Annotated in this window: 19 protein-coding genes and 1 riboswitch; of the genes, 17 read left to right on the forward strand and 2 right to left on the reverse strand. The window is 44.7% G+C overall.

Annotation, left to right across the window (positions count from 1 at the left end; all coding sequences use genetic code 11):
• Window position 1: 1 nt before the first annotated feature.
• Genes NKI27_RS06925 through NKI27_RS06940 form a run of 4 tightly spaced genes read left to right on the forward strand, consistent with a single transcriptional unit; the run spans window position 2 to window position 12,148 of the window.
• Window positions 2-3,514: a DUF6603 domain-containing protein gene (locus tag NKI27_RS06925; RefSeq protein ID WP_265048942.1), complete on the forward strand. Its 3,513-nt coding sequence runs from the start codon at window positions 2-4 to the stop codon at window positions 3,512-3,514.
• Between the two features lie 3 nt (window positions 3,515-3,517).
• Window positions 3,518-6,283: a hypothetical protein gene (locus NKI27_RS06930; RefSeq protein ID WP_265048943.1), complete on the forward strand. Its 2,766-nt coding sequence runs from the start codon at window positions 3,518-3,520 to the stop codon at window positions 6,281-6,283.
• Window positions 6,283-10,821, forward strand: coding sequence for a hypothetical protein (locus NKI27_RS06935; protein WP_265048944.1), 4,539 nt, complete (start codon window positions 6,283-6,285; stop codon window positions 10,819-10,821). Before NKI27_RS06930 ends, NKI27_RS06935 begins: the two co-directional genes overlap by 1 nt.
• Before the next feature lies 1 nt (window position 10,822).
• The gene (locus tag NKI27_RS06940; protein ID WP_265048945.1) at window positions 10,823-12,148 is read left to right on the forward strand and encodes a hypothetical protein; all 1,326 of its coding nucleotides are present in this window, start codon (window positions 10,823-10,825) and stop codon (window positions 12,146-12,148) included.
• A gap of 26 nt (window positions 12,149-12,174) precedes the next feature.
• Here NKI27_RS06940 and NKI27_RS06945 read toward each other — a convergent pair whose 3' ends face one another.
• Together NKI27_RS06945 and NKI27_RS06950 are read right to left on the reverse strand one after the other, a co-directional pair.
• On the reverse strand, window positions 12,175-12,783 hold the full coding sequence (locus tag NKI27_RS06945) for a LysE family translocator (RefSeq protein WP_265048946.1): 609 nt from the start codon (window positions 12,781-12,783) through the stop codon (window positions 12,175-12,177).
• A gap of 28 nt (window positions 12,784-12,811) precedes the next feature.
• The gene (locus NKI27_RS06950; protein ID WP_265048947.1) at window positions 12,812-13,774 is read right to left on the reverse strand and encodes a transthyretin-like family protein; all 963 of its coding nucleotides are present in this window, start codon (window positions 13,772-13,774) and stop codon (window positions 12,812-12,814) included.
• Between the two features lie 280 nt (window positions 13,775-14,054).
• Here NKI27_RS06950 and NKI27_RS06955 point away from each other — a divergent pair, with 280 nt between their 5' ends.
• The 13 genes from NKI27_RS06955 to NKI27_RS07015 all read left to right on the forward strand — a co-directional run bounded on the left by NKI27_RS06955 (window position 14,055) and on the right by NKI27_RS07015 (window position 24,789).
• Window positions 14,055-14,351 carry a hypothetical protein gene (locus NKI27_RS06955; protein WP_265048948.1) on the forward strand — a complete coding sequence of 99 codons (297 nt, stop codon included), beginning with the start codon at window positions 14,055-14,057 and terminating at the stop codon, window positions 14,349-14,351.
• Window positions 14,352-14,397: 46 nt separating this feature from the next.
• A riboswitch (cobalamin riboswitch) is annotated at window positions 14,398-14,602 on the forward strand.
• A 32-nt stretch (window positions 14,603-14,634) separates the two neighbouring features.
• A complete protein-coding gene (locus tag NKI27_RS06960) occupies window positions 14,635-14,820 on the forward strand; it encodes a CbtB domain-containing protein (protein ID WP_265048949.1) in 186 nt (61 codons plus the stop codon).
• Between the two features lie 81 nt (window positions 14,821-14,901).
• Entirely contained in the window at window positions 14,902-15,672 is a 771-nt protein-coding gene (locus tag NKI27_RS06965) for a CbtA family protein (RefSeq protein ID WP_265048950.1), read from the forward strand.
• Window positions 15,653-17,401 carry an AAA family ATPase gene (locus NKI27_RS06970; RefSeq protein WP_265048951.1) on the forward strand — a complete coding sequence of 583 codons (1,749 nt, stop codon included), beginning with the start codon at window positions 15,653-15,655 and terminating at the stop codon, window positions 17,399-17,401. Before NKI27_RS06965 ends, NKI27_RS06970 begins: the two co-directional genes overlap by 20 nt.
• 12 nt (window positions 17,402-17,413) lie before the next feature.
• Window positions 17,414-18,007 carry a cob(I)yrinic acid a,c-diamide adenosyltransferase gene (cobO, locus tag NKI27_RS06975; protein ID WP_265048952.1) on the forward strand — a complete coding sequence of 198 codons (594 nt, stop codon included), beginning with the start codon at window positions 17,414-17,416 and terminating at the stop codon, window positions 18,005-18,007.
• Window positions 18,007-19,371, forward strand: coding sequence for a cobyrinate a,c-diamide synthase (locus NKI27_RS06980; protein ID WP_265048953.1), 1,365 nt, complete (start codon window positions 18,007-18,009; stop codon window positions 19,369-19,371). The genes cobO and NKI27_RS06980 overlap by 1 nt, the downstream gene beginning before the upstream one ends.
• The gene (locus tag NKI27_RS06985) at window positions 19,365-19,496 is read left to right on the forward strand and encodes a hypothetical protein (RefSeq protein ID WP_265048954.1); all 132 of its coding nucleotides are present in this window, start codon (window positions 19,365-19,367) and stop codon (window positions 19,494-19,496) included. The genes NKI27_RS06980 and NKI27_RS06985 overlap by 7 nt, the downstream gene beginning before the upstream one ends.
• 6 nt (window positions 19,497-19,502) lie before the next feature.
• Entirely contained in the window at window positions 19,503-20,618 is a 1,116-nt protein-coding gene (locus NKI27_RS06990) for a cobalt-precorrin-5B (C(1))-methyltransferase (protein ID WP_265048955.1), read from the forward strand.
• Window positions 20,618-21,391 (forward strand): precorrin-6A reductase, encoded by a 774-nt coding sequence (gene cobK, locus NKI27_RS06995; protein ID WP_265048956.1) that lies wholly within the window; start codon window positions 20,618-20,620, stop codon window positions 21,389-21,391. Before NKI27_RS06990 ends, cobK begins: the two co-directional genes overlap by 1 nt.
• Window positions 21,391-22,032 (forward strand): precorrin-8X methylmutase, encoded by a 642-nt coding sequence (locus tag NKI27_RS07000; RefSeq protein WP_265048957.1) that lies wholly within the window; start codon window positions 21,391-21,393, stop codon window positions 22,030-22,032. Before cobK ends, NKI27_RS07000 begins: the two co-directional genes overlap by 1 nt.
• Window positions 22,032-23,312 carry a precorrin-6y C5,15-methyltransferase (decarboxylating) subunit CbiE gene (gene cbiE, locus NKI27_RS07005; RefSeq protein WP_265048958.1) on the forward strand — a complete coding sequence of 427 codons (1,281 nt, stop codon included), beginning with the start codon at window positions 22,032-22,034 and terminating at the stop codon, window positions 23,310-23,312. The genes NKI27_RS07000 and cbiE overlap by 1 nt, the downstream gene beginning before the upstream one ends.
• Entirely contained in the window at window positions 23,309-24,025 is a 717-nt protein-coding gene (gene cobI / locus NKI27_RS07010) for a precorrin-2 C(20)-methyltransferase (protein ID WP_265048959.1), read from the forward strand. Before cbiE ends, cobI begins: the two co-directional genes overlap by 4 nt.
• Entirely contained in the window at window positions 24,022-24,789 is a 768-nt protein-coding gene (locus tag NKI27_RS07015; RefSeq protein WP_265048960.1) for a cobalt-precorrin 5A hydrolase, read from the forward strand. The genes cobI and NKI27_RS07015 overlap by 4 nt, the downstream gene beginning before the upstream one ends.
• Window positions 24,790-24,802 lie beyond the last annotated feature (13 nt).

The raw sequence follows: 24,802 nt of genomic DNA on the forward strand, positions 1-24,802 counted from the left end.
TATGCCACAGACGCCCAATTTTTTAAATGAGTTGCTTTCTTTTGCAGAACCACTAACCCAGCTACTAGACAGCGAAGAGAGTTGTACTTTATTTTTTCGACAGTTTGGTTATGACGTAGCCTCTGCTGATATAGCGAGTTTGTTTAATACACTAACCAATATAACGCCTTCGCTGACTGATACGTTTGGCGATATCTTTGATGGCGATATTAGCCAAATGGATGTAGTGATAGTTGCAAGGGAGCTTTTCAGCGCTATTCAACGTTTGGTGGATAACGATGATGTAAGGGTGATCGTGACTGATAGTACTGATTTTATGCTAGAGGTTTTCGATTATTTAGTGGCTCGGTATTTAAGTTCTCGTATTCCTGTTGCATCGGGTTTATTGAAAGCCTTAGGGGTTATTGAGACAAAAGAAATTGAATCATCTCGGCCCGGTTCATCTCCTGCTAGTGCAGATGTAAGACAGTATGCTTTCACGCAGATTACCCTGCGTTGGGATCGTTTGGGGACGTTTGTAAAAGAGACAGGCGAGTGGGCTTACGATGTTTATGGTTGGGCAGGTAAGCCATCGAGTGGCGATGAAAAGTACTTTGACTATGAAAAAGCAATTAACAACCTCGTGGGTTTGGTTGAGTCTACTAAAACGGTTTTAGCTTACGAGCAAGATTTAACTCCTGCAGAATTGTCTGTATTTCTTAAAAATACCGACCCAACTGTTGTTACTCCTCAAGCGGTTCTACCTTTATTTCAAGATGAATTTGACTCCGATGGTGTCGATGGCGAGCCTATTTTTGCTAATGAAGTAGGCATTAAAGTTATACCCTCAGGAGACCTTAATATACCTGAACGATTAGGCCTCGCAGTCTCACCGTATGCCAAAGGACATGCTTCGGCTGAAAAAGATATTACTGAAAACCTGAGCTTTAGTGCGTCCTTTACGGGAAGTGCGACAGGCGGCGCTTACTTAAACTTGTCGCCAGAGGGCATTGATATGCTCACGGGTGGGACGGTAAATGCCTCTTTTGAGTATGGACTTAAGTATGCCAAACAAGACAATGAACCTATTATTTTTGTTGGGGACGCTGATTCAACGCGCATTCAAGCTAATGCGATTGTTGCCTCCGTAGGTGGTCATCTCACAGGTGACTTTTATATTGCTGGTGGTGTTGAAGGCCTTTCAGCAACGGTAGACTTATCGAGCGATGGTTTTTTAGGGGCGATTATTTCGGAACCGATTGATATCACCCTAGGCTCGGTACTTATGGGGTGGAGAAACGGGCGTGGTGTTTATTTTGATGGTGGCACTCGCTTATCAGTGACGGTGCCTCTTGATCTTGACTTGGGGCCTGTGTCTATATACGAGGTTAGTTTGGCGTTGGACTGGGAGTCTGATGTTGATGTTACGTTAGCTATAACTGCAGACGCCACGCTTGGTCCTTTATATGCTTATGCTGAAAATATGGGCGTCGTAATTTCAGTAGAAAAAAACCAACAAAATACGGGGTTGCTTGGCCAGTATGATCTTGATTTTGGTTTTCAGCCTCCGACAGGGTATGCCGTTGCCCTCGATTTTAGCCCTGTTGGGGGCGGTGGCTTTTTATCGATAGATGAACATGAATACCGAGGAGCGCTGGCGTTAGAATTTGAGTCATTTGGTTTTTCTGCGTTTGGCATCTTGAACACCCAACTGCCTAATGGCCGTGACGGCTTCTCTATGGCTGCATCTATATTTGGAGAGTTTAGTTTACCGCTTGGTTATGGGTTCTTCTTAACGGGTGTTGGTGGCGTGATAGGTATTAATAGAACGTGTAACACCGATGCCTTGCGCGATGTGCTATATGAAGGGCGTTTAGATAACTTGTTGTTCCCCTCTAATCCTATCGCCAATGCTAAAACGATATTAGATGATATGGCGGAAATTTTACCCGCAAAAGAAGGGCAGCATTTAGCGGGACCGGTAATGAAAATCGCCTGGGGACAACCTGTATTGGTAGATGTCAAACTTGGGCTTATTCTGGAAGTGGGTGATGAAGTTCGCTTGGTTATATTGGGCGGTCTTGGGTGCAATCTTCCTACTAAAGAGAGTGCATTAGTCGCTCTTAATTTATCATTTATGGGCGAGATAGATTTTGCTGCAGGCACGCTTAGTTTTGATGCGACGTTGCAAGGGTCTCGCATTTTAACGTTTGCAGTATCAGGCGATGCCGCCATTAGAACTGGTTGGGCTAACCGAATAGAGCATCTAGCCTCCTTTGGCGGATTCCACCCAGAATACCCTATCCCTCCTGGTTTGCCGAATTTAAGGCGTTTATCGATTAATTTTGGTACTAATAATCCTAAGATTACATTATCTGCATACCAAGCCGTTACTTTAAACTCGCTACAGTTTGGTGCTCGCGCAGACCTTTATGCTAAAGGCCCAAAAGTATGGCTGGTAGGCAGGCTTGCGGCAGAAGGAGAAATCTATTTTGATGCGCTCATTTACTTTAACCCGTTTGCTTTTGATACCCGTCTAGGAGGAGGGCTTAGGTTATTGGTGGATGGCGATACGGTGTGTGGGCTTGGTTTTAGCATCCGTTTTACAGGGCCTAATACATTCAAAATAGACGGTAAAGTATGGGTCACTGTATTTGGTATTGATGTGGATTTTAATGTGAAGCATACCTGGGGAGCGCGTCAGACGTTGCCCGAGGCTACGGTAAATGCCATCACAGCACTTCGATCAGCGCTTTTGGAATCTAAAGGATTTGAGACCGTAGCACCTTCAGGCAGGTCTAGTGGCGTGTCATTCAGGTCGTCTGATGAAAGCAGTTCTGCTGTAGACCCTGTTGGTGGTTTGCGTTTTATGCAGCGAGCTTTACCGTTAGGTGTTTCGATACAAAAAATTGGTGATGCTACGGTTGTGGGGCCGAATAAGCTTGATTTAAAGGTCTTTAGTCAAGGTCGGGAAGTAAACGTTAGCGAAATTAAACAAGACTTTGTTAGAGGACATTTTTTTAGCCTAACCGAAGATGAAAAGCTTCGTTCGGCAGCATTTGAAAAATATAAAGCTGGTTTTGAATTAAAGGCTGATGAGCTTGTTACTAAGACAGGGGCTGAAATTACAGCCGAATATGAATATGAAGTTATTGAGATTCCAGTAGAAGATGAGCGTGACGATGTTTTGAAAATAACACCGCACTTTAACCTTGATGATGCCTTAATTACTCGATTTATGAGAGGGCATCAAGAGCTTCATTTCCGTTCGAGAGGCAGCATTATTGGTCAAATAAAACCTGAAGACATTATTGTTGTTGAGGAGACTAGTTTTGTAAGGCAGAAACAGTTTTCTGAACTTGCCACTCAGTCTGTTGGTCGTGTTGATAATAGTTTAATTGATAGAACGCTACGCCAAGCAGATTTTTCACATACTAATTTGAGTCAGGCTTTTTGGGTATCCGACGACGCCATTCAGCTTGAAGCCAACCCGGTTGTTGCAGATTATATTGCTGCGGCTCAGTTAAGGAATTAGCAGATGAACTCACACTTTGCTTTTTTACCCAGTTTTAAAACCCGTTTAGCTGCTGACGCAAAAGGGAATAATCGCAGCCAGTTAACGCTATCATATGACCTCAAAATATCAGCCTCACCGGGTGCTTCATCTGCCGCTATAGGGTCAGATATTGCAATCACAGCGAACTTAAAAGGTCCTGGCGATGTTGTATCAGTGTCGCCTGACCAAATTGCCAGAATAGAACCTCAGCAAGGTTTACGGGGTTTCGAACCTAACTATTTCCCCTTTGTTGAATTTGTAGATGTAGATTTTCCTTGGCGTTTTTCATTAGATAATGGTGTCTCTCGTCGTAATCGACCCTGGTTATCATTACTTGCGCTAAAACCTGACGAGTTTGACTTTATTGATCAAGGGATGGGGCCACTGCCGCGTATACGGATTCATAGTGCTAGTCAGTCTTTACCTAACTTAAATGATGCATGGGCTACAGCCCACTCACAGGTTAATTTGGCTGAGCAAGGCTCAAATGATCCGGTGGGTGTTTTAGCCGAGGATGAAGCTAGGGGCTTCTCTCGGTTGATGTGTTTTCGAAAGTTAGATCCCCAGGTAGCGTACTATTTGTTTTTAGTGCCAAATTATCAGTGTGGCGTACTTGCTGGCATGGGGGCAGGGAACGTACTTGACGCAGGTTCAGCATCGGCATGGGATAGCAATTCGGGTGACGCGGTTACACTGCCGTTTTACCTGCAGTCTAGATTTAACACTAATGCATTGGAAGACCTTGAAGTGCTATTGCGTCGCTTAACGGCATTCAAAGCAGATGGTGTCGACGAGGCTGGTGCAACAACTAAGATCTCAGCCGCTAATCCAGGGTATTATCTAGGTTATCAAAAACGAGGTGCGCAGTTTGAGTTACAAGGGGCTTTAAAGCAACCAGGCAGTTTAGTAGAGCAATATAATACTGACACTGTACTGGCGTCAAAAATGGTTAATACTCTAAAAGAGAGAATCTCAGGCGAGCTAGAAGACCATGATGATGAAGACCCTCTCGTTTCATTTCCTGCTTATGGGCATCACTTCCGTCATGAAACAAGGGTGGTTGAAAGTAGAGCCAGGCAGAATAAATGGTTTGATCGAATCAACCTCGATTTAAAAATGCGCCAGGTCGCTGCACTGGGTGCAGAAACTGTTCGTAAAAACCAAGAAGAATTTTCAAAAATTTGCTGGCGACAATATAAAGATGTTTTAGAAGCAAATAAGCGTTTGGCGCGTTTAAGATTAGCCAAAGAGCTGACAGGCAAACTGGTGCAAAAGCACTTTGTTAAATTACCTTCCGATGTTTCGTTAGTATTATCTGAGCCATTGCTGCCTTATATTGTCGATAGCAAAGGAAAAGCCATGCTGGATAATATTCGAAATAATGGCATACCCTCATCTTTTGCCAGCAGAAACCTTAGACGAATCTCTGCAAAGAGGCCTGTTCGTCAAACCACAAGTAATAACAACCGAGAACTAAAAACAATTCCTTCACCTCAAATACCGGGTGATATGGCAGCCTCAAAAATATCTACTATTTCGCCAGGTATATTAAATACCGCTATAAAACGTCGCCAAAGTATACTCTCTCATAAGGGGGTGAAAGGTGCACTGGGCCGTAGTCTTAAGAATATTTTAGGTGAAAATAGTTTTAATGGTGCTGTTCGGCCACGAACACTGGTGACACCCATTTCGCAATTTAGTAGCCACGAATATGTAAAAGAAATCTCAAATACGCTCTATGCATTACCAGAAGCCAAAGCCCGCTTTACTGTCTCAGGTTTAACTGATATTGAGAGAAAAAAGGTGGCGCCTGTTTACCGTTCACCTGTTGTCCCTCTTCCATTGGCTAACTATTTAACGGCGTTTTCAAAAGATAGTTTGTTACCGGGCGTATCTCATTTACCTAATAATACGGTGGCTATTTTTGATGAAAATCGAATGTTTATTGAGTCATTTATGGTCGGTGCTAACCATGCTATGAATGATGAGTTGCGCTGGCGTGAATACCCTACAGATATGCGAGGCACAATTTTTAGTCGGTTTTGGGATAGAGGCTTATTGCCAAGTGATGAAAGCGGTAATGATATTAAGCCTATTCATCAATGGGGAGGATTGCTCGGTAAAAATGATACGGCAAAAGCGAGTTCAACAGAAAATGCGTTAGTCGTGGTTATTCGAGGTGACGTGATTCGAAAATTAGGTTTACCGCTCGTTATGCTAAATGAGGCAAAAAATACAACCTGGAAGCAAGATGATAGCCCACGGCATGAGCCTGCTTTTTTTGGGAAACTTGGGCAGGATGTCGCTTATTATGGGTTTGATGTACCACGAGATAGAGTGCTGTCTGATACACAAAAAGACAAAACATTCTTTGTTATTTATGAGCCCGTTGGTCAACTCAGATTTGGTTTAGATGTGGGCTCAGCACAAGTACGCATAGAGCGCCAAGCGTATTCAACGTTACCGCTGCCGTTTCCTGTTGCTGCTTTAGGCCGAAGCTACAACCAAGTAAAAGCAAAACCGTTAGCTCCAGCGTTGGCGCCATCTTCGCATCCCCAAAAGTGGAGTGATCTTTCTTGGCGTCACGTTCAGCCATTAACGGGTTCGAACTATTTAAGGTTTAATAAAAATATACATATCTCAGGCGAGGCTGATTTGTGGGGAGGTAATAAAACATCGGCATCTATTGCTAGAGCTATGTGGCAAAAACCTATAGCCGCTGTTTTACCCTTGAAGAGGATTCTGTAATGCCAACAAAAAGAATTAACCCTCGTAGAAGGGTTGTAAATAAAAAGCACCGAGTTCGTACTGGCGTTATTAACGCGGGGCGAGTTAATCCAAATTTGATTAACCCAGATTTATTTAAGCCGATAGGGGCCATTAAAGGAAATGTTAAGGCATCTATTGAGGCTTCCCCATTGTTGTTGATGCCTATGAGATTAGAATATCGGGTTGTGGACAACACAGAACAGTTAGATATGGTGGACTCAGGGGCTGACACTCAGAAAATTAAAAATGTATTGGCCATGGGGCAAGGTAATTCAATAAAAGTTAAAAAAGCGCGTGAAAGCGCTAAAAATGAAATGGCGAGCGAATTGAGAAACCAGCCCATTAAAAAAAGTAGGCTGCCTCATCGACGAAAAAGTGAAATATGGTTTCGTTGGTATACCGACGAAGCATTTACAACAAAAGGCATCGTCCCCGCAGATGATCAAGAGAAAGCGCTGATCAATCACTTTCTTTCACGTATTGGTCGTCACAATTGGTGGGATACAAGTGTAGAAGAAGTGGCTTCTGGTTGGCAGTCATTAGCGAGCACTTTAGGGCCTCAGCGTGCCGTTCACCTTTTACGTTCTATAGCGGAGCGTCAGCCTGATAAACAGGATCAGAAAAGTTGGGAGTTAAACATAGGTCGTATTGCAGCACTTCCTCATACCGTTGAATTATTTGCGGTAAAAGGGGAGGTTATACAGTCTATTGGTCTGGGCAACAAGATAGAACAAAACACTGGCTCAGTTAGAAGTAAAGTGTCATATACATACGATGCCATAGATCTCGGTGGTTGGTTGTCTGATTTTGATACAGCCATTGAAAGTGGCATGGGGCTAAAGTTATCAGACCATAAGACGGTTAATGTAGCACTTAATGCTGATTGGATTATTGCGGTAGGGCTGCATTCAAAAGATGCAAAGGCTGAAGTTGAAAGCCTCCTTAAAGACCGAATAGCTAATGGTGAATTTGAGTTCTTGCCACAGGATACCCCAACAAATAATAGTGCAGGTGAACGAACCGTTCACTCTGATCCCAAGCTAGACTCACTAGCGTACTTAAACAAAGCAACTGACTATGAGCGTGGGGATGTAAATAAGCGTGCTCATTCCGCAGCGGGTTTATTATCGGAAGCATTAGGGCTGGAAGGGGGGAGTTTAGATCATGCTGTTAGGGCAGGAGATACTGCTTACGAAGACGCCAAAGCCATGTTACAACTGATAGGACCTGCGCTTTTAGATGATGATGCAAACGGAAAAACATTTTTAAGTGGTGTCGACGAAAACAAGTTTATTGAGGTACTGGCCTCATCTATTGTTGCTCGAGGTGTTTTTTCGCCTATTCGCTCAGGTCGAAATGCATACGGCATAACGGCAATGACAGATGTAAAAAAACTGAGATTCGTAAATAGTGGCGATAATGGTGCGCATGCAATTAATAACTTTATACAGAGTGCCTCTTCCATTATTCGACATTTTGCGCCTTATCACGCAGACGAAGTCGTGCCTATATTGGAGCCTGATGATGCTTATGCTACAGACAAATTGGATGCTATTTTAAAAAGTAATCGTGTCTCAGTGCGTCTTGATGTGACTGATGAAGGCAGTGATAACACTCGAGCGATAGGGTGCCCTTATGTAAGCGGTTCCAGAAGACGGCAGCGGCCAGAGGTGTACTTAAAAGAACTTAGAACATTGGCTTTAAACCGGCTTCCTGACCCTACTAGCCAAGATAGGGTTTGGCCTTTGCTGTATCGTCTGCTTCGCATATCGTTAACTAGAAATAGTTTATTAACGCTCAGTAAAGTAAAACACGGCAGTAACGTGAAAAGCTTAAGGGACCTTGAAACCATTAAAGCCAAAGATAAACGGGCGATGATGCGTGATTACGGTACTATCATGGGTAAGTCTGCTTCGGCGATTGCAGAACTCAGGCCTAACAGAAGTCATCGTATCCCTAAGCAGACATTGAGTTCTTTACGTAAAGCCAATAAGACGTTTTCGTCAGCATTAAGGCACCTTGAAACTATTGCCGCCAGGCCTGGAGGCAATGCGCAACTAGAAATTCTAATGATGGAAGTCGTCGACTTGTTTCAGCATCGGGTTGATGCTTGGGCAACAGGGCTTGCGTATTCTCGATTAAAAGAGAAGCGCGATACGGGGCAAGAAGGGTTGAGTGCGGGGTATTTTGGCTTTATCGGAAAACTACGAAGGACGTCTGTTTCAGGTAGCAGCGATGGCTATATTCAAGCACCCTCAATGGCTCAAGCCACTACAGCAGCAGTTCTAAGATCTGCTTACCTTCGTCAGAGAGAAAATGGTGCTTTTGCGATCAACCTTCGCTCCAATAGAGCGAGAAGGGCTCTTGCGTTACTTGACTTATTAAAGAAGGGCCTCACGGTAGGTGAAGCTCTAGGTCTGAGAGGTGAGCGCTTTCTTCATGACTTAAATAAAAGTTCGTTAATTCCCTTTATTCGTGAGCGGTTCCCTGTTGTAAATATGAACTCAAGCGCTGAATCAGAGGGTAAAGAGTCGCCAGCAGGTCGACGGGTATTTGATGGTTTAGCTTTTCTTGAATCCGTTATTTCATCACTCGCGGTTGGCGAAAACCGAAAACCTTTGTTAAGTCTTAGAAAGCAGCTTTATAACGATTTTGATGCGTTATCCGATTTAGTCATGGCTGAGGCTGTTCATCAACGAGCGCAGGGTGCTGTTTCAGCTGCTAGTGCTTGGTTGCAAGTGCTGTCTGGCGGGCATATACCTGGCGAACCGGTATTCTTGAAGTGTCAGCGTCATGGACAGGGGTCTAGCCATCGAGTCTCTATGATGCTTGAAGAGACAGAAATTACGGAGAATGACTCACTCAGAGCAGTCGCAGAACCCGCTATTGCGGCCTTAGCACAACAAGCACTATCAGGCTTTGATTCGGCTAATATTAACGTTCAGGTATCATCACTAGATAACCCTGAGGGTGCGTTATCAGTTGTTATGAACCTGCGTTCTGACCTCGGTATAAGCCCTATTGATTTAGTGATTGGGGGTAAAAGTGAAATCGATATCAGGCTTCAAAATAGATTGCTTGAAAGTTGGCTACGAAACCCTGCTATGGGCGATCATTTAGGATTAACTCTTGAGCGTTTTTTTTCAAATGAACTAAATATTGAGTTTGATTTTAGTGTTGGTTCGACCAGCGTTGCATCACTTTTAGATAAAGCAGACCTACTCCGCGGGGTTATTCAAAAAGGGCGGGCTATTGAACCGGCAGATATCAATGCTGCTGCGTTACCAGAGCATACATTAACCGAACAAACTGAAGTTCAAACTATAGCAGGTGCGGTAGTCAAATTAAGGCATCGTGCGAATACAATGCTCAACCGTTTAAGCCATGATATCAATCAATTAACAGTCTGTCGGCGACAGTTTGTTCAAACTATTGACGTGGCTTCGGAGTTACTTAAAAGCGGTGTCCATGACTCTGAAATTGGGTTGGCTTTAAATCGTGCGGAACTTAAGCGAAGAGCATTAACCGATATTCTAACTCATGCTTCATCATGGTCTGAGCCATCAGCATTAAGACCAATTTTACTTCAGGAGGCGATATCCGACACGGGGCAAATTGAAGAGCATCTCATTGAGCTAGAAAGACGACTTGCAAAGCGGCGGTCTAAATTAATGTCGGCTTTATCTGAAACCTCGAGCTCTGCCGCTCAAGCGGTATCTGATGCTAGAAAAGCATTGAATACATTAGTCTCTGCCATTTCGGGTGCTTTAGATGGTGATGCGCTTAAAATATTGCCGCCTTATCCGCGTGATAATGCATTAAACCCAGAATTGTCTGGCGCTAGTTCTGTTAAAGGCACGTTAAAGGATTGGGCTGCCGTTCGAGGGCTTATTTCAAAAGCGAGTGCGTTGCTAGATTTGCTACCTTCTATGCAGGCTTTTAGTGTTTCTGATGCTGCGACGGGTGCAGATGATATTAGTGAAGACGCGGATCAAAGAAGTGAAAAGGAAGCGCCGAGGTCACGCCATTTTGGTGTAATGATTGGAGAAGAGTTCACAGTGAAGCGTTCAGCTACTGCACTGGGCTTTGTCGTTGATGAATGGTCAGAGCAGCGCCCTGCAGACCATCAGGCTGCTGCTTTAGCAATTAATTATGACACTCCTCAAGCTGAGTCGCCCCATTGTCTTTTGCTCTGCGTACCCCCTGACGACTCATTGAAAAGATGGACCCCCCAGAATGCTTCTAACATGGTATTTGAAGCGATTTCTTGGATGAAAATTAGAGCATTACCCACTACGGATAAAGTAACGCCTGCTGCCTTGTTACCCCAAGCAAACCAAGTTGCTTACAAAAAAATGGGTGCAAAATCATTATCACGTATCCCCAAGCAGCGCTTTAGTTTCCCTAGTAAGGCATGGTTTGAATCAGATGCATCGTTTGTAGTGCGTGATAAGACTGGAACAGCACCAGAAGCGGTCCACCAGCGTAACGGTTTTTTCCGTATTAAGGAGCAATAACATGCCTCAGAGTAAGGTAAAGTCACAGCAACTCCATGCCTCTAATGTTTCATCTCGTATTGGGGAGGCTTTAGAGGCTAGAGTTAAAGACCCTTTGTGGTTTCTGGCTCGGCAGTGGCAAACAGGCGAGTTTTCTGCAGAGAATGGGGGGCGCCCAGCCCAAATAGCGGTTGATTCCAAAATATATCCATTTCAGTCAGTTAATGTTGGCAATAAAAATAAACCCATTAAACCTGATGTGCCGTTGGAATCAGTGGTTGAAGCAGAGACAGATTCTGGGGATGCGCCTGCCTGGCAATCGGAGGCATTAGAATACCGTTTTAAGCTTAAATCACTGAAACATCATTTTACTGTTTCAGAGTACGACGGACGGTTTTTAGATTGGAGTCATTTCTCGTATTCAGGCCCTGCTTCTGGCGCTACACCGTCTGAGGTCTCACAGCGTGTTACACCCACGCAATTATACTTTCAGGGGGCTCCACACCCTCGTTGGTGGCGGCTAGAGGAGGGCGATGTATATTTTGATTCACCAAAAGACCCGGAGCAAAATGCACTCTCTTTATTACTGCCGGAGTTTTTTTATACAGACATAAATAATTGGTACACCTTACCGCTGTCTATGCCTTCAGGGTCGTTAAGAGAGATTACAGATGTAACAGTAATAGATAGCTTTGGCGTAATTACATCGCTAAACCCTGTCGTAGACAGTAACGAAGAGGCTGATTGGGCTTTATTTGCACAAGATCATGAAGACGCTGATTTGGGAGAATCCTTAAATGGCCGTTATTTATTAGCCCCTAATACAGCCATTGATATTGTTCAAAATGATGAAATTGAAGAAGTTCGATTTATCAGGGATGAAGATGCAAATCTCGTATGGGCATGGGAACGACGCATGGTGAACGAGCAAGGGCAAACCGAGACGACTGTTTCAGAGCAGGTTGGGGGGGGTGATATGCATCGCTCTATTGATGGTTTGCCTCAGTTTAAGCTTAAGTCGGCCACTGCACGTCACTGGATACCTTATGTACCGAGACACAATAGTGAGCGCCCAGAAGCGGATGGGGCGTTTCACTTACGGCGAGCTCGTACAGACGAGCAAGCGTCCCAAAGTAACCCTCAGTATAGGACGCAAATTGTAAAAGAGTCTAAGCGTATCTTCGAAGAAGAAATTACGCCAACAGGGATAAGGGTGAGAAGGATTGCTAGGTTTTCACGGGGGTCTGATGGAAAAGCATATTTCTGGATTGGCCGAGATAAGGAAGTAGCACAACGCACCGCGAGACCTGGCTTAAGTTTTGATTATATCTCGGACAATGACACTTAATGCTTAGATGACTGAGTGCATAAACATTAAGCTGACACAATAATCTTAGCCGCTAAAGCAATCAATATAATGCCAAATATTCGTTCTAACCAATGGCTATAGCGTTGTAATCCGCTCAACCATTTAGGACGGGAAAACAACCATGCGACAGTGACATACCACCCCATATCAATGATCATAGCGGTAAAGGCATAAATAAATTTGGCGATTAGTGGTGTTTCTGGCCCTACTATTTGACTAAATAGGGCAATAAAAAAGATTGCGGCTTTAGGGTTTAAACAGGCCATCAGAAACCCATCGCGGGCGGCATTGGAAGCGTTATTTACAGTGATTTGAGGGTTTATAATGGTCGCTTTTTTACGTAAACCTTGAAAGCCTAACCATGCTAAAAACAACGCACCGCCCCACTGAATCGCAATAAATACGTTGGGTAAATTATGAATAACCGCGGCCAAGCCAACAACCGATAATACGGCGTAGATACCTACTCCTAAGCCATGGAATATACCGGTAATCATACCCTGCTGACGTCCGCCGTTTAACGTGTGCTTTAACACCAAGGCTAAGGAGGGGCCGGGTGACATCGCGCCGAGTAAACAAATGCTCACAACGGTTAACCAAATTGAAAGTGTCATAATGTTAGTTGTCTTTATAGGCTAAATGTTAAGGCGCGTTATTCGCGTCGATATTAAATTCATTAAAATTCAGGGCATGATCATCGGATAAGAACGTTATACTTTTAGGGGTTACACGAAAAAAACCATGGTTTAACCACATTCGAATCTTCACTGTCTCTTCTTGTGGGTTTTTCATATTCAGAATTATTTCACCGCTGAGCGCAACCGAGACATGGTTAGATCCATAATCCTGGAGGTGGTTTTGTAACTCGAGGTGATCATAAAGGTTGATTAAATCGATAGACTCAAAACTAAGGTCTTGGAAGTTTTTAAATCTATCTTCTTGCAGGGGGTTAAACGCTGTAGGGCTATTGGCCAAGTATAACGCCAGTGCGTGTAAAATCTTTGGTTGTTGCTGTTGAATGATTTCTTTAGCTTGGTTTACCGCAGTCTGGTAAGGAAGTTGTAAATTACATGGGCTTTTCACAGCCGTATAAGGGGTCACATACTGCACATCGGCCTCGTCGCCATTATCTTGCGTTATATTGCTCAGGTCACATTGTAGAGCTATTTCACCTTGAGTATAAGCGTTCATTACAGGCGTCACGTGTTCTGCGTTGGTGCGAATCATATACTCGTCTAAGCCACTTAATTCCCCCATTGTACGGTAATTGCGTTTACTGTTTAGCCAAACATCTATCGGTTGAGGTGTGTCCTCTGGAAATGCCGTTATTGTTTGTGGAATGACGGTTTCATGGGGGAGTAGGCGGCCAAATAGCATGAACTTTACGGCTTCAGAAAAGTAAAACCGTCCTTGTTCATCGGTATAGGTTTTGTCTTTATAATCTTTATTGGCCCAAGTGAAATGATAGCTCCGTTCTACTTTGACGCCCTCAAGAGGCTTGCCCTGTTTGGATAGTTGCCCTCTCACAGCAGAAAATAACGAAACATTAAGGCCTTTATTAGCGTCTTTAAAATTGAGGGAGGGTGCTATTTTTTCTGCTGCCATACTGCTACCTAACCAAAAGAGAAGCGTTAACCCAAGTATTAACTGTTGTGCCATCATTGATATTTTTTTACCGAAAGATTATGCATGTATAACGATTATTAAAAGGCTATGTAAAACACAGTTCATCCTACCGCATCAAAAAGCTTACACTCAAGCGGCTATTTTTATTACTTTTTAATTGATTAATTTATCCCTTGAGATAGATACTTAGATTACTCAAGCTAGCCATAGGAAATCGAGACATTTATGGCTGCTAGCTTTAATCCTATATGAGGTGGTGATGTATCCAGAATTACTCTCGTTTTTGTCTGGTGTTTTAACTGGGAAGATCGATGCTGCAACATTTCGCCGTACTGAATTGACATCAATTTATCTTGAAGGTGATTGCCTGATCTTTAGTTTAAAAGGCCTTTACGACTGTTTTAGTGGCGCTGATAAAGGGTCGTATAGTGAGTTTATTAAAATGCTGTACTCAAGCACTTTAAATTCAGACCTCGCTGCTTTGGGGGGGCGTGTAGAGGTTCATCAATCGACCTCAAAAATTGAAACTAGTTTATATCGATTGGTTAGGGTATAAAAACGACAGAATAATACTCGTTGAATACTGGTCATTATACATGTACTATTCCAATCAAATTATAGGTGCCCTTATTTTTGGGATAATCGGGAAGTATGGTAAGCCACGATGCGATTCCATCACTGCCCCCGCAGCGGTAATAAAGAGTAGTTTGCAGTAACCACTGGCTTCACGCTGGGAAGGTGTAAACAACGATCATCTTTTGATGATTCTCTTTTAGTCCGAAGACCGGCCTGTATTTATTCTATTATTTAACTATGCACGGCGGGTGCTCGAGGTTTTTATGTCTACACAAATATCTACCAACCAACAAACTCTTTCTATTCCAGCGACGTCTACTTTAGCTCAGAATCTAGCAGCATTTGCATTTGGTGCAATTGTTTTGTTTGCTGTGGGTTTTTTGCCAATGTCTGCGGCTCATAATGCTGCGCACGATACTCGGCATACGCTAGCATTTCCTTGTCACTAAGCGTTTAATTTTCTTTATTAAAAAATTACTACTTACTTAAGCCTTTTATTGGCTTGAGCTTTTTTGCTGTTGGAGTTTTGTATGGTTTTTCGCCGCATTATCTTTAATGCCGTGTTTATTGGCTTGGCTGCTGGTTTATTATTGAGTTTGATACAGGTTATTGGTGTGTCGCCTATTATTTTTGAGGCTGAGACGTTTGAGGTGGTTGAAGAGGCTCCCGCTGCTGCGGCTCATGACCACCATGGGGTTGAAGAAAGTAGTGGGCATCATCATGATGCAGAAGCTTGGGCGCCAGAAGATGGCGCCGAAAGAACACTCTACACCGTTGCGTCTAACGTATTGGCGGGTATAGGCTTTGCGTCCGTAGTACTTGCCTTGATGAGTCAGTTGCAGTTGCAAGGTATCACTCAGGTTAATGTTCAAAAAGGGTTGCTGTGGGGACTTGCAGGTTTTGCCGTCTTCTTTGTGGCGCCTGGTATTGGTTTACCGCCTGAAATACCGGGTACAGAAGCAGCAGTGATTGAGAATCGCCAACTATGGTGGCTATTCGCAGTTGTTTGCGCGGCTATTGGTTTGGCTGTGATGGCTTTTGCTCCGATCAAGCTTAAGATCTTGGGAGCACTGAGCATTGCCTTACCTTATATTGTTGGCGCCCCGCATGTTGATGGCCCTGAGTTTGCTCACCCAGACCCTGCGGCTGTTGCTAGCCTTACTGAATTACACTTTCAGTTTATTATGGCTAGTGGTATCGCTAATCTTATTTTCTGGATCGTATTGGGGATTGCTTGTGCATGGGCGCTTAATCTCTGGGTACATAAGGATATAGATGCTCATGTCAGCTCTGCTGCCTAAGTTTCCTTTTTCTGCTGTTGCAGGCCAAGCGTCATTTAAAATGGCGCTGGTGCTAGCGGCCATCAACCCCGCTATTGGTGGTGTGCTTGTAAGTGGCCCGCGTGGCTCAGCTAAATCTACATTAGCTAGGGGTTTGGCGGATATTCTGCCCGTTGAAGCGCATATACAACACCCATTTGTAACGCTGCCTTTAGGTGCCAGTGAAGAGATGCTGGTCGGCACACTCGATCTTCAGCAGGTGCTTAACGAGCAACAAGTCGCTTTTTGTCCTGGTTTATTAGCTAAGGCTGACGGTGGGGTGTTGTACGTAGATGAGGTTAACTTATTGCCCGATACTTTGGTTGATTTGTTGCTCGATGTTGCGGCCAGTGGTGTCAACTGTGTAGAGCGTGACGGTATTAGCCACAGTCATCAATCTAACTTTATTTTGTTAGGGACTATGAACCCTGATGAAGGCGAGTTACGGCCTCAATTACAAGATCGATTTGGTCTGGCGGTTGAGCTGGATAATCAATACAGCATTGAAGAACGTATTGAGATAGTTCGTTTGCGCGAAGCGTTCGATACATCACCGCAAGCGTTTATTAATAATTATGCTGAGCAACAGCAAGAGATAACTGACGGTATTGCTCAGGCGCGAGAATGTTTAGCTGATGTGAGTTGTTCTGATACCTTACGTAAATTGATAGCGGAACGTTGCTATGCAGCCAATGTCGATGGCTTAAGGGCAGATATTGTTTGGTATCGTGCCGCCATAGCGCATGCCGCATGGCAGCAACGGAAATGCGTTACCGAAGCGGATGTGCTCGCCGTAGAAGAGTTGGTGCTCAGTCACCGCCGGAAGCCATCATCCAATAAGCAACCGCCTATGCCTCCACAAACTCAAAAGCCTTTTACCCGCCCGCCTGAGCCTCCCGGTGCAGCTAGTGATCAGCAAAAAGAACTTCCCCCCGAGACCGATAAAAAGCCTGCTGGGGACTGGGGAAGTATGGCGCCTGTTCAGCAACAAACCGCTGAAATGAGCGAGCTATCTCTGCCTTTGCGAGATGGCATCTCAAGCAAGGTCGGCTTTGCTTCATGGAAAAGCGTGGTGTCTAAAAAATTAGGTGCGGTCATGGGGGGCGTAAATCGGGGTCGTCAAATGAGTGCTAAGCCTGATTGGTTTGCTACTTTATTGGCTAATGCCGGACAATGGCCTCCTAAAACGGTGCGATATCGTAAAGCTAAAACCGGAAAACCGGTCTTGCATTTGGTATTGTTAGATACGTCTGCTTCAACGCTTCAAAATAATCTTTTTAGTCAAGCTAAAGCGGCGATTTTAAGCATTGCTAATCAAGCGTATCTAGACAGAGAGCAGTTGACTATTTTAGGGTTTGGTAATGAGCAAGTTGAAACCTTGCTGCCGCGTGTGCGCGCACCAAAAGCCTTAAGAGAAATGTTGAATGGCATTCCCGCGTCGGGTGGTACGCCACTGCGTGAAGTGTTGTTGCAGGCTAATCAATATCAACAACGACTGTTGAGATCGATGCCGGAATTATCTATTCGTACCTATTTGATTACAGACGGTAAAACAACTCAGTCGTTTGATGATGTGAGTTTGTTTGGCAGCACTATCGTAATCGATATTGAGCAGTCTACGGTTAAACGAGGTAAAGGGAAGTTAATAGCAGAGGCGCTAAGAGCTGATTATTTTTCCCTCCCGTCTATTTGCCAGCCATTGGCGCAATAGTGAGAATTTTTTATGTCTGATAGTAGCCATAAGACACGCATGGAACGAAAAAAAGCGGTCATTGATGCCAAAATTGCCAAAGCCACTGAAGAGCGTGGCGTACTGATTTTATTAAAAGGCAACGGCAAAGGTAAAAGTAGCTCGGCGTTTGGAACCATGGCGAGATCAGTCGGGCATGGTAAGCGTTGCGCAGTTATACAGTTTATCAAAGGCCGCACAGAAACAGGGGAATTCAAATTATTTAAAGACCATCCCCTTGTAGATTGGCATGTAATGGGACACGGATTTACCTGGGAAACACGCGACAAAGCGCAAGATATTGCTGCGGCTCAAAAAGCCTGGTCTATAGCTGAAGATCTACTGCAAGATGACCGCTACGATATGTTGGTCTTTGATGAAATGGGCTATATGTTTAAATACGATTATCTAGATGTTGCCCCTGTGGTAGAGGCTTTAAAAAGCCGGCCCAAAAACCAAAACGTGATTATCACGGGTCGTACAATGGCAACAGCGTTGCAAGATATTGCAGATACGATCTCTATTGTTCAAGACGAACGTCATGCTTTTCGCTTGGGCGTTAAAGCACAACAGGGCATTGAATACTAATGGCGACGCCTATACCTATTTCTCCGACAGTAAAATGTCTGGCATTGTTTATTGCCGCTCCTGCATCAGGGCAGGGGAAAACCACCGTTACTGCAGCCTTGGCTCGATTGTTGAGCAGGCAGGGTAAACATGTACGTGTATTCAAAACGGGCCCAGATTATTTAGACCCTCAAATCTTAGCGCAAGCCTCTGGCCACCCAGTGGAGCAACTTGATATGTGGATGGCGGGTGAAGGCTATTGCCAACAGAAGCTTTATGAAGCGGCACAAACGGCGGATATTATTCTGGTCGAAGGTGTTATGGGAATGTTTGATGGTGACCCCTCAAGTGCTGATTTAGCCTCGCGATATAATATCCCCATGGCTATTCTGATGGATGTGAAAGGCATGGCGCAAACAGCCGCCGCAGTGGTTATAGGCTTGGCTAATTTTCGAGATGACATCACCGTAGCTGGGTTAATTGCCAATAACTGCAGCACGGAACGCCATCGTGAATTGATTGAAAACGCTTTACCCGATTCTTTACCTTTGTTAGCCACACTTGAACGATCAGATCAGGTGGCTTTACCTGAGCGTCATCTGGGGCTGGTTCAGGCAGATGAAAATACGGATGAATTGGAGCGTCGTTTTGAGGCAGGTGCCGACTGGTTAGAGGCTGCGGGAGCGGCCAATATATTAGAAAGGCTAACTGCCGTTGAGTTTTATCCTGAAATAATGCCTGCTATAGCGCCTTTATTAGAAGGTGTGTCGTTAGGTATTGCTAAAGATATTGCCTTCAGCTTTATTTATGAATCAAACCTGAGATTATTACGTGAAATGGGCGCAGAGTTATTTTTCTTTTCGCCATTGTTTGATGAAGCGTTACCAGAAGTGGATGCGTTATGGTTTCCAGGTGGATACCCTGAGCTGCATGCAAAAGCGTTATCAGAAAACCATACTATTATTAAACATATCAAAGCGTTTTTTGAGCAAGATAAACCTATTCTTGCTGAATGTGGTGGCTTGCTATATTGCTTACAAACACTGACCGACTTAGAGGGTGCACAATACCCGATGGCAGGCTTGCTAGAAGGGCATGGAACAATGAGCGGTAAACGCGGGTGTCAGGGGATGCAGACAGCCCAGTTACCTGAGGGTGATGTTCGTGCGCATGCCCACCATCGATCTCGCTGTGTAGAGGCTCCTGAACCTATTGCTTATGGTCGCCGCCAGCGCCATAGTGCTCCAGGCGAGGCGATTTATAGATGTCGCCAATTAACGGCAAGTTACCTTCATTTATTTTTCCCTTCAAACCCCAGTGCTATTGCAGAACTATTTAATGCATCTGAAGTACACATGTTAGAGGCTCAAGCCAGCGAATGTTAAGTACTTTGATTCCATTAATAACTGCCGGTTTTACCTTAGGGCTAATGCATGCATTAGATGCCGATCATGTGATGGCAGGTAGTTCAATACTAATGGGCAGTGATGGGTTTAGTCAGGCGGTGTAATTTATTGTGTGGACGGAGACCAGTGAAAACATTCGCCCACTTAGAAGTGGCTTAACCACAGGCTGTTGCGCAACAGCTTGCAGTGTCGCTGCAGCACAATATTTATTTACAAACACCCAGCCTGAAATAGTTAGCGTAACGTTGCCCCGTGGTAAAGTCGTTGAACTGACCATTTGTGACTATCAATTATTAGAGGATGGCGTTGTAACATCCACCATTAAAGATGCAGGTGACGACCCCGACGCGACACACGGGGCAACCGTTTTTGTTGAGTTACGGTTGATTGCGCAAACAGGCGTCTATTTTAAAGCAGGGCCTGGTGTAGGGACTGTTACACGTGATGGCTTGCTGCTGGCAGTGGGTGAGCCTGCTATTAACCCAGTGCCCAGAAGAATGATGACTGAGCACTTACAGCACCTCGCTGGCGTTCACAACTATGCCGGTGGTTTTGAGGTGACTGTGGGTATTAAAAACGGTGAAACCATCGCGCTGAAAACAATGAACCCTAGATTAGGGATTATGGGTGGTTTATCGATATTGGGTACGACCGGCATTGTAAGACCCTTTTCATGTGCTGCGTATATCGCCTCGATTCATCAAGGCATAGATGTGGCTAAAGCAAACGGTATTAACCACATAGCAGCGACAACTGGGAGCAGTAGTGAAGCTGCCATCAGAGACCATTATCAGCTTGATGACATCGCACTGATTGAGATGGGCGATTTTGTCGGCGCTGTATTCAAACATTTAAAACGGGTTCAGGTTGGACGTTTAAGTATTTGTGGTGGTTTTGGAAAAATTAGTAAGTTAGCCGACGGCCACTTGGATTTAAACAGCCGGGTATCGGCTATTAATTTTGACTTTCTTGCGCGTGCCGCAAATGAGTTGGGTGGCAGTGTGACGTTGTGCGAAAAAATCAAAGCATCCAACACCAGTATCGAGGCACTTAAGCATTGCCAGTTAGCAGGTGTTGATCTGGCTTCCGCACTGTGCAGAGCTGCATTACTTAAAGCCCGAACTATTGTGCCCAGCTCAGTTGAACTTGAAGTATGGGCGATTGATCGAAAAGGCGCGTTTGTGGGTTGCGCTCGAGATTCTGATGTCACTAAAGGACATAGTTAATGAGCCTATTACTTTTAGGTGGTACAGCTGATGGTAGGCGACTTGCTAAAAAGCTGCACCAACAAGGTGTGTCGCTGATCTACAGCGTGGCCGGATTAGTAAGGCAGCCAGATGTGCCTTGTGAAGTCATCAGTGGTGGCTTTAGTCAGTTTGGTGGGTTGGTTGAGTATATTAAGCAACATGCGATTGTTGCGATTTTGGATGTTACGCATCCTTATGCAGCCAAAATGAGTGCGACAGCGGTAGACGCTTCGAAAACTTGTTGTATACCTTGTTGGCGATTTCATCGACCGGCTTGGGAAAAGCAGGCGGGCGATCTGTGGCAAGAATTTATAAGTTGGGAAACACTGCTGCCTGCACTGAAAGATAAAAAGACAGTATTTCTCACGGCAGGGCAGCTCGAACAACAGGCAATTGATGCGCTGACAGCAAATGAGCAACAACGTCAATTACTACGCACAGCGGTTGAGCCAAAAGTGACATTGAGTGATTCAATGCACTGGATAAAAGCCATTGGCCCTTTTAATCTCACTGACGAATTAGCATTGATGAAAACGCATAATGTGGATGCGCTGGTGAGTAAAAACAGCGGTGGTGAATCAACCGTTGCCAAAATACAGGCTGCCAGAGCGCTAGGCGTGCCAGTCTATATGCTTGAGCGGCCAACTCTGCCTAAAGCGGATGAGATATTTACTGACAGCGCTAGTTGCGAAAGGTTTGTAGTAAGCGCATTTAACAACGGTTTGACTATTAACGGTAGAACAGGACCATAATGCCTTTTGACTTTGAAATAAACCCACAAGCAATAGAGCGAGAAAGCTTTCGTCAGATTCGTGAGCTAGCCCGCCTCGACGGCTTAAGTCGTGAGCAGCAGCAAGTGGTCATGCGTATCGTGCATAGCTTAGGTCTACCGCACTTGGCTGAGCAAGTCCGTTTCAGTAAAAATGCCTGTGAAAACGGTATGCAAGCGTTAAGTAAAAACAGCCCAATTTTGTGTGATGTTGAAATGGTTAAACAAGGCATCACTAAACGCATGATCGAGAAAGCGCCTTTATGCTTTTTGAATAGACCTGAAACTGCAGAACTGGCCAAACAAAAAGGTGAAACACGTTCCATGGCTGCATTAGACGCGTGGAAAGAACATCTCTCAGGTAGTGTTGTCGTTATCGGGAATGCGCCAACGGCCTTGTTTCGATTATTAGAAATGTTAGAGCAGGGGGCTGATAAACCCGCATTAATTATTGGCATGCCCGTCGGGTTTGTGGGGGCTGCTGAGTCGAAACAAGCACTGTGGGATAATCATGAAGCGCTTGGCGTTGAGTGCATTACGCTTTTAGGCAGAGAGGGCGGCAGTGCCGTTTCATCGGCAAGCTGCAATGCTTTGTTACGTTGCAATAAGGGTGAGTTTTATTAATGGGTAACGCTCAGCCGTTGGCAAACATTCATATTGTAGGTTTAGGGGTTGCCGAAGAAACACAACTAAGCCCTGCAGCATACTCAGCTTTGATGGCGTCAGATCTGGTGATTGGCTCTAAGCGTCAATTAGACATTATTAAGCCTTTGCTGACTAAGCGTGAAATTAGCCCAACCTTGCAGCTATTACCTAAGCTCGCAGAGTTGAAAAAACTTATAACATCGGCTGCAGATAAAAAAGTGGTTGTGATCGCGTCGGGTGACCCGCTTTTTTATGGTATCGGGCGTTGGTTTGCTAATCATTTTGCTTTAGAAGAACTCTGTTATTACCCCGCAATCTCAAGCATTCAAGCCGCCTGTCATGCAGTGGGTTTGTCGATGCAAGATGTTGAAGTGTTAAGCCTGCATGGCAGACCCGTAGAAAAAATTCGCAGCAAACTACGTAAAAACCAAACGTTGGTGATATTGACCGATAAAAAAAGTACACCTCACGTGCTAGCGGCTGAGTGCGCTGCGGCCGGTTTTGAACAGTCAACATTATGGGTCTGTGAAAATTTGGGTTATACCCAGCAGCAAATACGAGCGTTCTCGGTAGAAGAGCTATTAAACAAAAAGGATCTTAGTTTTGATCCCCTTCACGTGACGATTATTAAAACCTCAGGGCGTGGAGGTGTACTGCCAGAGTTCCCGGGAATACCTGATCACCATTTTGTTACGGGTGCTGAGCCAGGTAAAGGCATGATCAGTAAGCGAGAAGTACGCATGGCGATTCTTTCATTTATGCAGCCTGGCAATGAAGATGTGATTTGGGATATCGGCGCGGGTTGTGGTGGTGTCGCAGTTGAATTGGCTTATTGGAACGAGCGCGCGACCGTTTATGCCGTTGAATGCCATCAGGAACGCTTACGCTATTTACACCAAAACCAACAACGCTTTGGCGTGGTACAAAACTTAAAAATTATAGAGGGTCGGGCGCCTGAGGCGCTACATAATCTGCCAAAACCCAATAAGGTGTTTATAGGGGGGAGTGATGGCACGCTTAAAACCCTGTTAACTGATCTTTGGCAGATGTTACCGGTGGACGGGGTTTTGGTGGCAAGTGGTGTGGTAGAAGCCACCAAAAATCAGTTACAAGACTTTGCTGAAACCTTGAATGAGCAACAGGTTGAAAGCACAGAGCTAGCCGTGAAACGCGGAAGTTTAATGAACCAAAAATTAGACTATGTAGCAAAATTACCAGTAGCAATTTTTAAATTTACGAAGACTGGATTATCAGCATGACAGCACAGTTTATTGGCGTGGGTGTAGGGCCGGGAGACCCTGAATTAATCACCGTTAAAGCATGGCGCATCATCGGTCGGGCTGATGTGGTTTGTTATATTGCCAATGATAAAGGCGAATCACAGGCAAGAAATATTGCCAGAGACGCGCTAAGGGACGTGACAAAAGCGCAGCAAGAAATACCTATATTGATGCCTTTTGCTGAGAATCGCAGTGCGGCTAATCACGTTTATGATAACGCCGCTATCACGATACAGCGTGAAATTGATGCGGGGAAAACGGTGGTGTTTCTATGTGAAGGCGATCCGTTATTTTTTGGCTCATTTGCTTACTTACTTGAAAGGTTAATGCCAGAGAATGAGTGCCAGGTGGTTCCGGGTATTACGTCTGTGAATGCGGCAGCTTCAGCACTGCAATTACCACTAACCATGTTAAAAGAATCTTTTTCGGTTATCAGTGGCAGACATACCGATGAGCAGATGATCGATACGCTCAACAAATATGACAGCGTGGTTATTATGAAGGCAGGGCTTTCTCGACCACGAATTTTAAAGGCATTGGCGACGAGCAATAGAACTCAAGATGCACAGTATATTGAATATATTGGTAGAGAGAACGAGCGTATGACAACGGATGTTTCTTTACTCGAAGATAAAGCAGGGCCTTATTTTTCGTTGTTTGTAGTTACTCGTCAAAATAGAGATAGCCGATGATTCGCATTGTTTCTCTAACGGATGCAGGCCAACGATTAGGTGAAAGGCTGCAGCGGAAATTGCCCGATAGTGAATTATGGTTTAAGCCAAAGCCCTTTACGGAAACCGTGCAGCAGGCTTTTAAACAGGGTGATCGACTAATACTGATCTGTGCCACTGGAATAGCAGTAAGAACTTTAGCGCCGGTGCTGGGTAATAAGCATCAAGACCCAGCCGTATTGGTGCTTGATGAACAAGGCCAGTTTGTCATCCCATTATTATCTGGCCATGAAGGTGGCGCTAATGACTGGGCAAACGAAGTCGCTGAGGTTATTGATGGGCAGCTAGTGATGACAACCGCTAAGCCTTATCTCAGACCGATTTACACCGTTGGCATGGGCTGTGAAAGAAACTGCCCTGAAGCTGAATTGCAACAGTTACTAGCGCGTTGTTTGAGCCAGGCAGGCCTAACGCTCGATAGCGTTGACAGTATTAGTAGTATTGATATTAAAGCCGATGAGGTGGGTTTGCTTTCTTTGGCTGCCAAGTTAGGTAAGCCTTATGTCGTTTGGGATAAAGCGCAGCTTGCCACCGTTGAAAGCCTGTTAAGTACCAAGTCAGATTATGTTTTTAAAACAGTGGGTGTTTATGGCGTGGCAGAATCAGCGGCTTTATATTCGGCTCAACAACATACCGGTGAGAGTGCAGAGCTAGTATTGGTGAAGCAGAAAACAGCAAAGGCGACTTGTGCAATTGCCAGGTCTTACCCTGCCGCTGATTCATAAAATGAATATTTAG

Origin of the sequence: Alkalimarinus alittae (assembly GCF_026016465.1) — a bacterium.
Classification (GTDB): Bacteria; Pseudomonadota; Gammaproteobacteria; order Pseudomonadales; family Oleiphilaceae; genus Alkalimarinus; species Alkalimarinus alittae.

Bases quoted from the DNA above. Each gene is read 5' to 3' on its own strand.
- NKI27_RS06925 (WP_265048942.1), top strand. From the start codon at position 2: ATGCCACAGACGCCCAATTTTTTAAATGAGTTGCTTTCTTTTGCAGAA.
- NKI27_RS06930 (WP_265048943.1), top strand. From the start codon at position 3,518: ATGAACTCACACTTTGCTTTTTTACCCAGTTTTAAAACCCGTTTAGCT.
- NKI27_RS06935 (WP_265048944.1), top strand. From the start codon at position 6,283: ATGCCAACAAAAAGAATTAACCCTCGTAGAAGGGTTGTAAATAAAAAG.
- NKI27_RS06940 (WP_265048945.1), top strand. From the start codon at position 10,823: ATGCCTCAGAGTAAGGTAAAGTCACAGCAACTCCATGCCTCTAATGTT.
- NKI27_RS06945 (WP_265048946.1), bottom strand. From the start codon at position 12,783: ATGACACTTTCAATTTGGTTAACCGTTGTGAGCATTTGTTTACTCGGC.
- NKI27_RS06950 (WP_265048947.1), bottom strand. From the start codon at position 13,774: ATGGCAGCAGAAAAAATAGCACCCTCCCTCAATTTTAAAGACGCTAAT.
- NKI27_RS06955 (WP_265048948.1), top strand. From the start codon at position 14,055: ATGTATCCAGAATTACTCTCGTTTTTGTCTGGTGTTTTAACTGGGAAG.
- NKI27_RS06960 (WP_265048949.1), top strand. From the start codon at position 14,635: ATGTCTACACAAATATCTACCAACCAACAAACTCTTTCTATTCCAGCG.
- NKI27_RS06965 (WP_265048950.1), top strand. From the start codon at position 14,902: ATGGTTTTTCGCCGCATTATCTTTAATGCCGTGTTTATTGGCTTGGCT.
- NKI27_RS06970 (WP_265048951.1), top strand. From the start codon at position 15,653: ATGTCAGCTCTGCTGCCTAAGTTTCCTTTTTCTGCTGTTGCAGGCCAA.
- cobO (WP_265048952.1), top strand. From the start codon at position 17,414: ATGTCTGATAGTAGCCATAAGACACGCATGGAACGAAAAAAAGCGGTC.
- NKI27_RS06980 (WP_265048953.1), top strand. From the start codon at position 18,007: ATGGCGACGCCTATACCTATTTCTCCGACAGTAAAATGTCTGGCATTG.
- NKI27_RS06985 (WP_265048954.1), top strand. From the start codon at position 19,365: ATGTTAAGTACTTTGATTCCATTAATAACTGCCGGTTTTACCTTAGGG.
- cobK (WP_265048956.1), top strand. From the start codon at position 20,618: ATGAGCCTATTACTTTTAGGTGGTACAGCTGATGGTAGGCGACTTGCT.
- NKI27_RS07000 (WP_265048957.1), top strand. From the start codon at position 21,391: ATGCCTTTTGACTTTGAAATAAACCCACAAGCAATAGAGCGAGAAAGC.
- cbiE (WP_265048958.1), top strand. From the start codon at position 22,032: ATGGGTAACGCTCAGCCGTTGGCAAACATTCATATTGTAGGTTTAGGG.
- cobI (WP_265048959.1), top strand. From the start codon at position 23,309: ATGACAGCACAGTTTATTGGCGTGGGTGTAGGGCCGGGAGACCCTGAA.
- NKI27_RS07015 (WP_265048960.1), top strand. From the start codon at position 24,022: ATGATTCGCATTGTTTCTCTAACGGATGCAGGCCAACGATTAGGTGAA.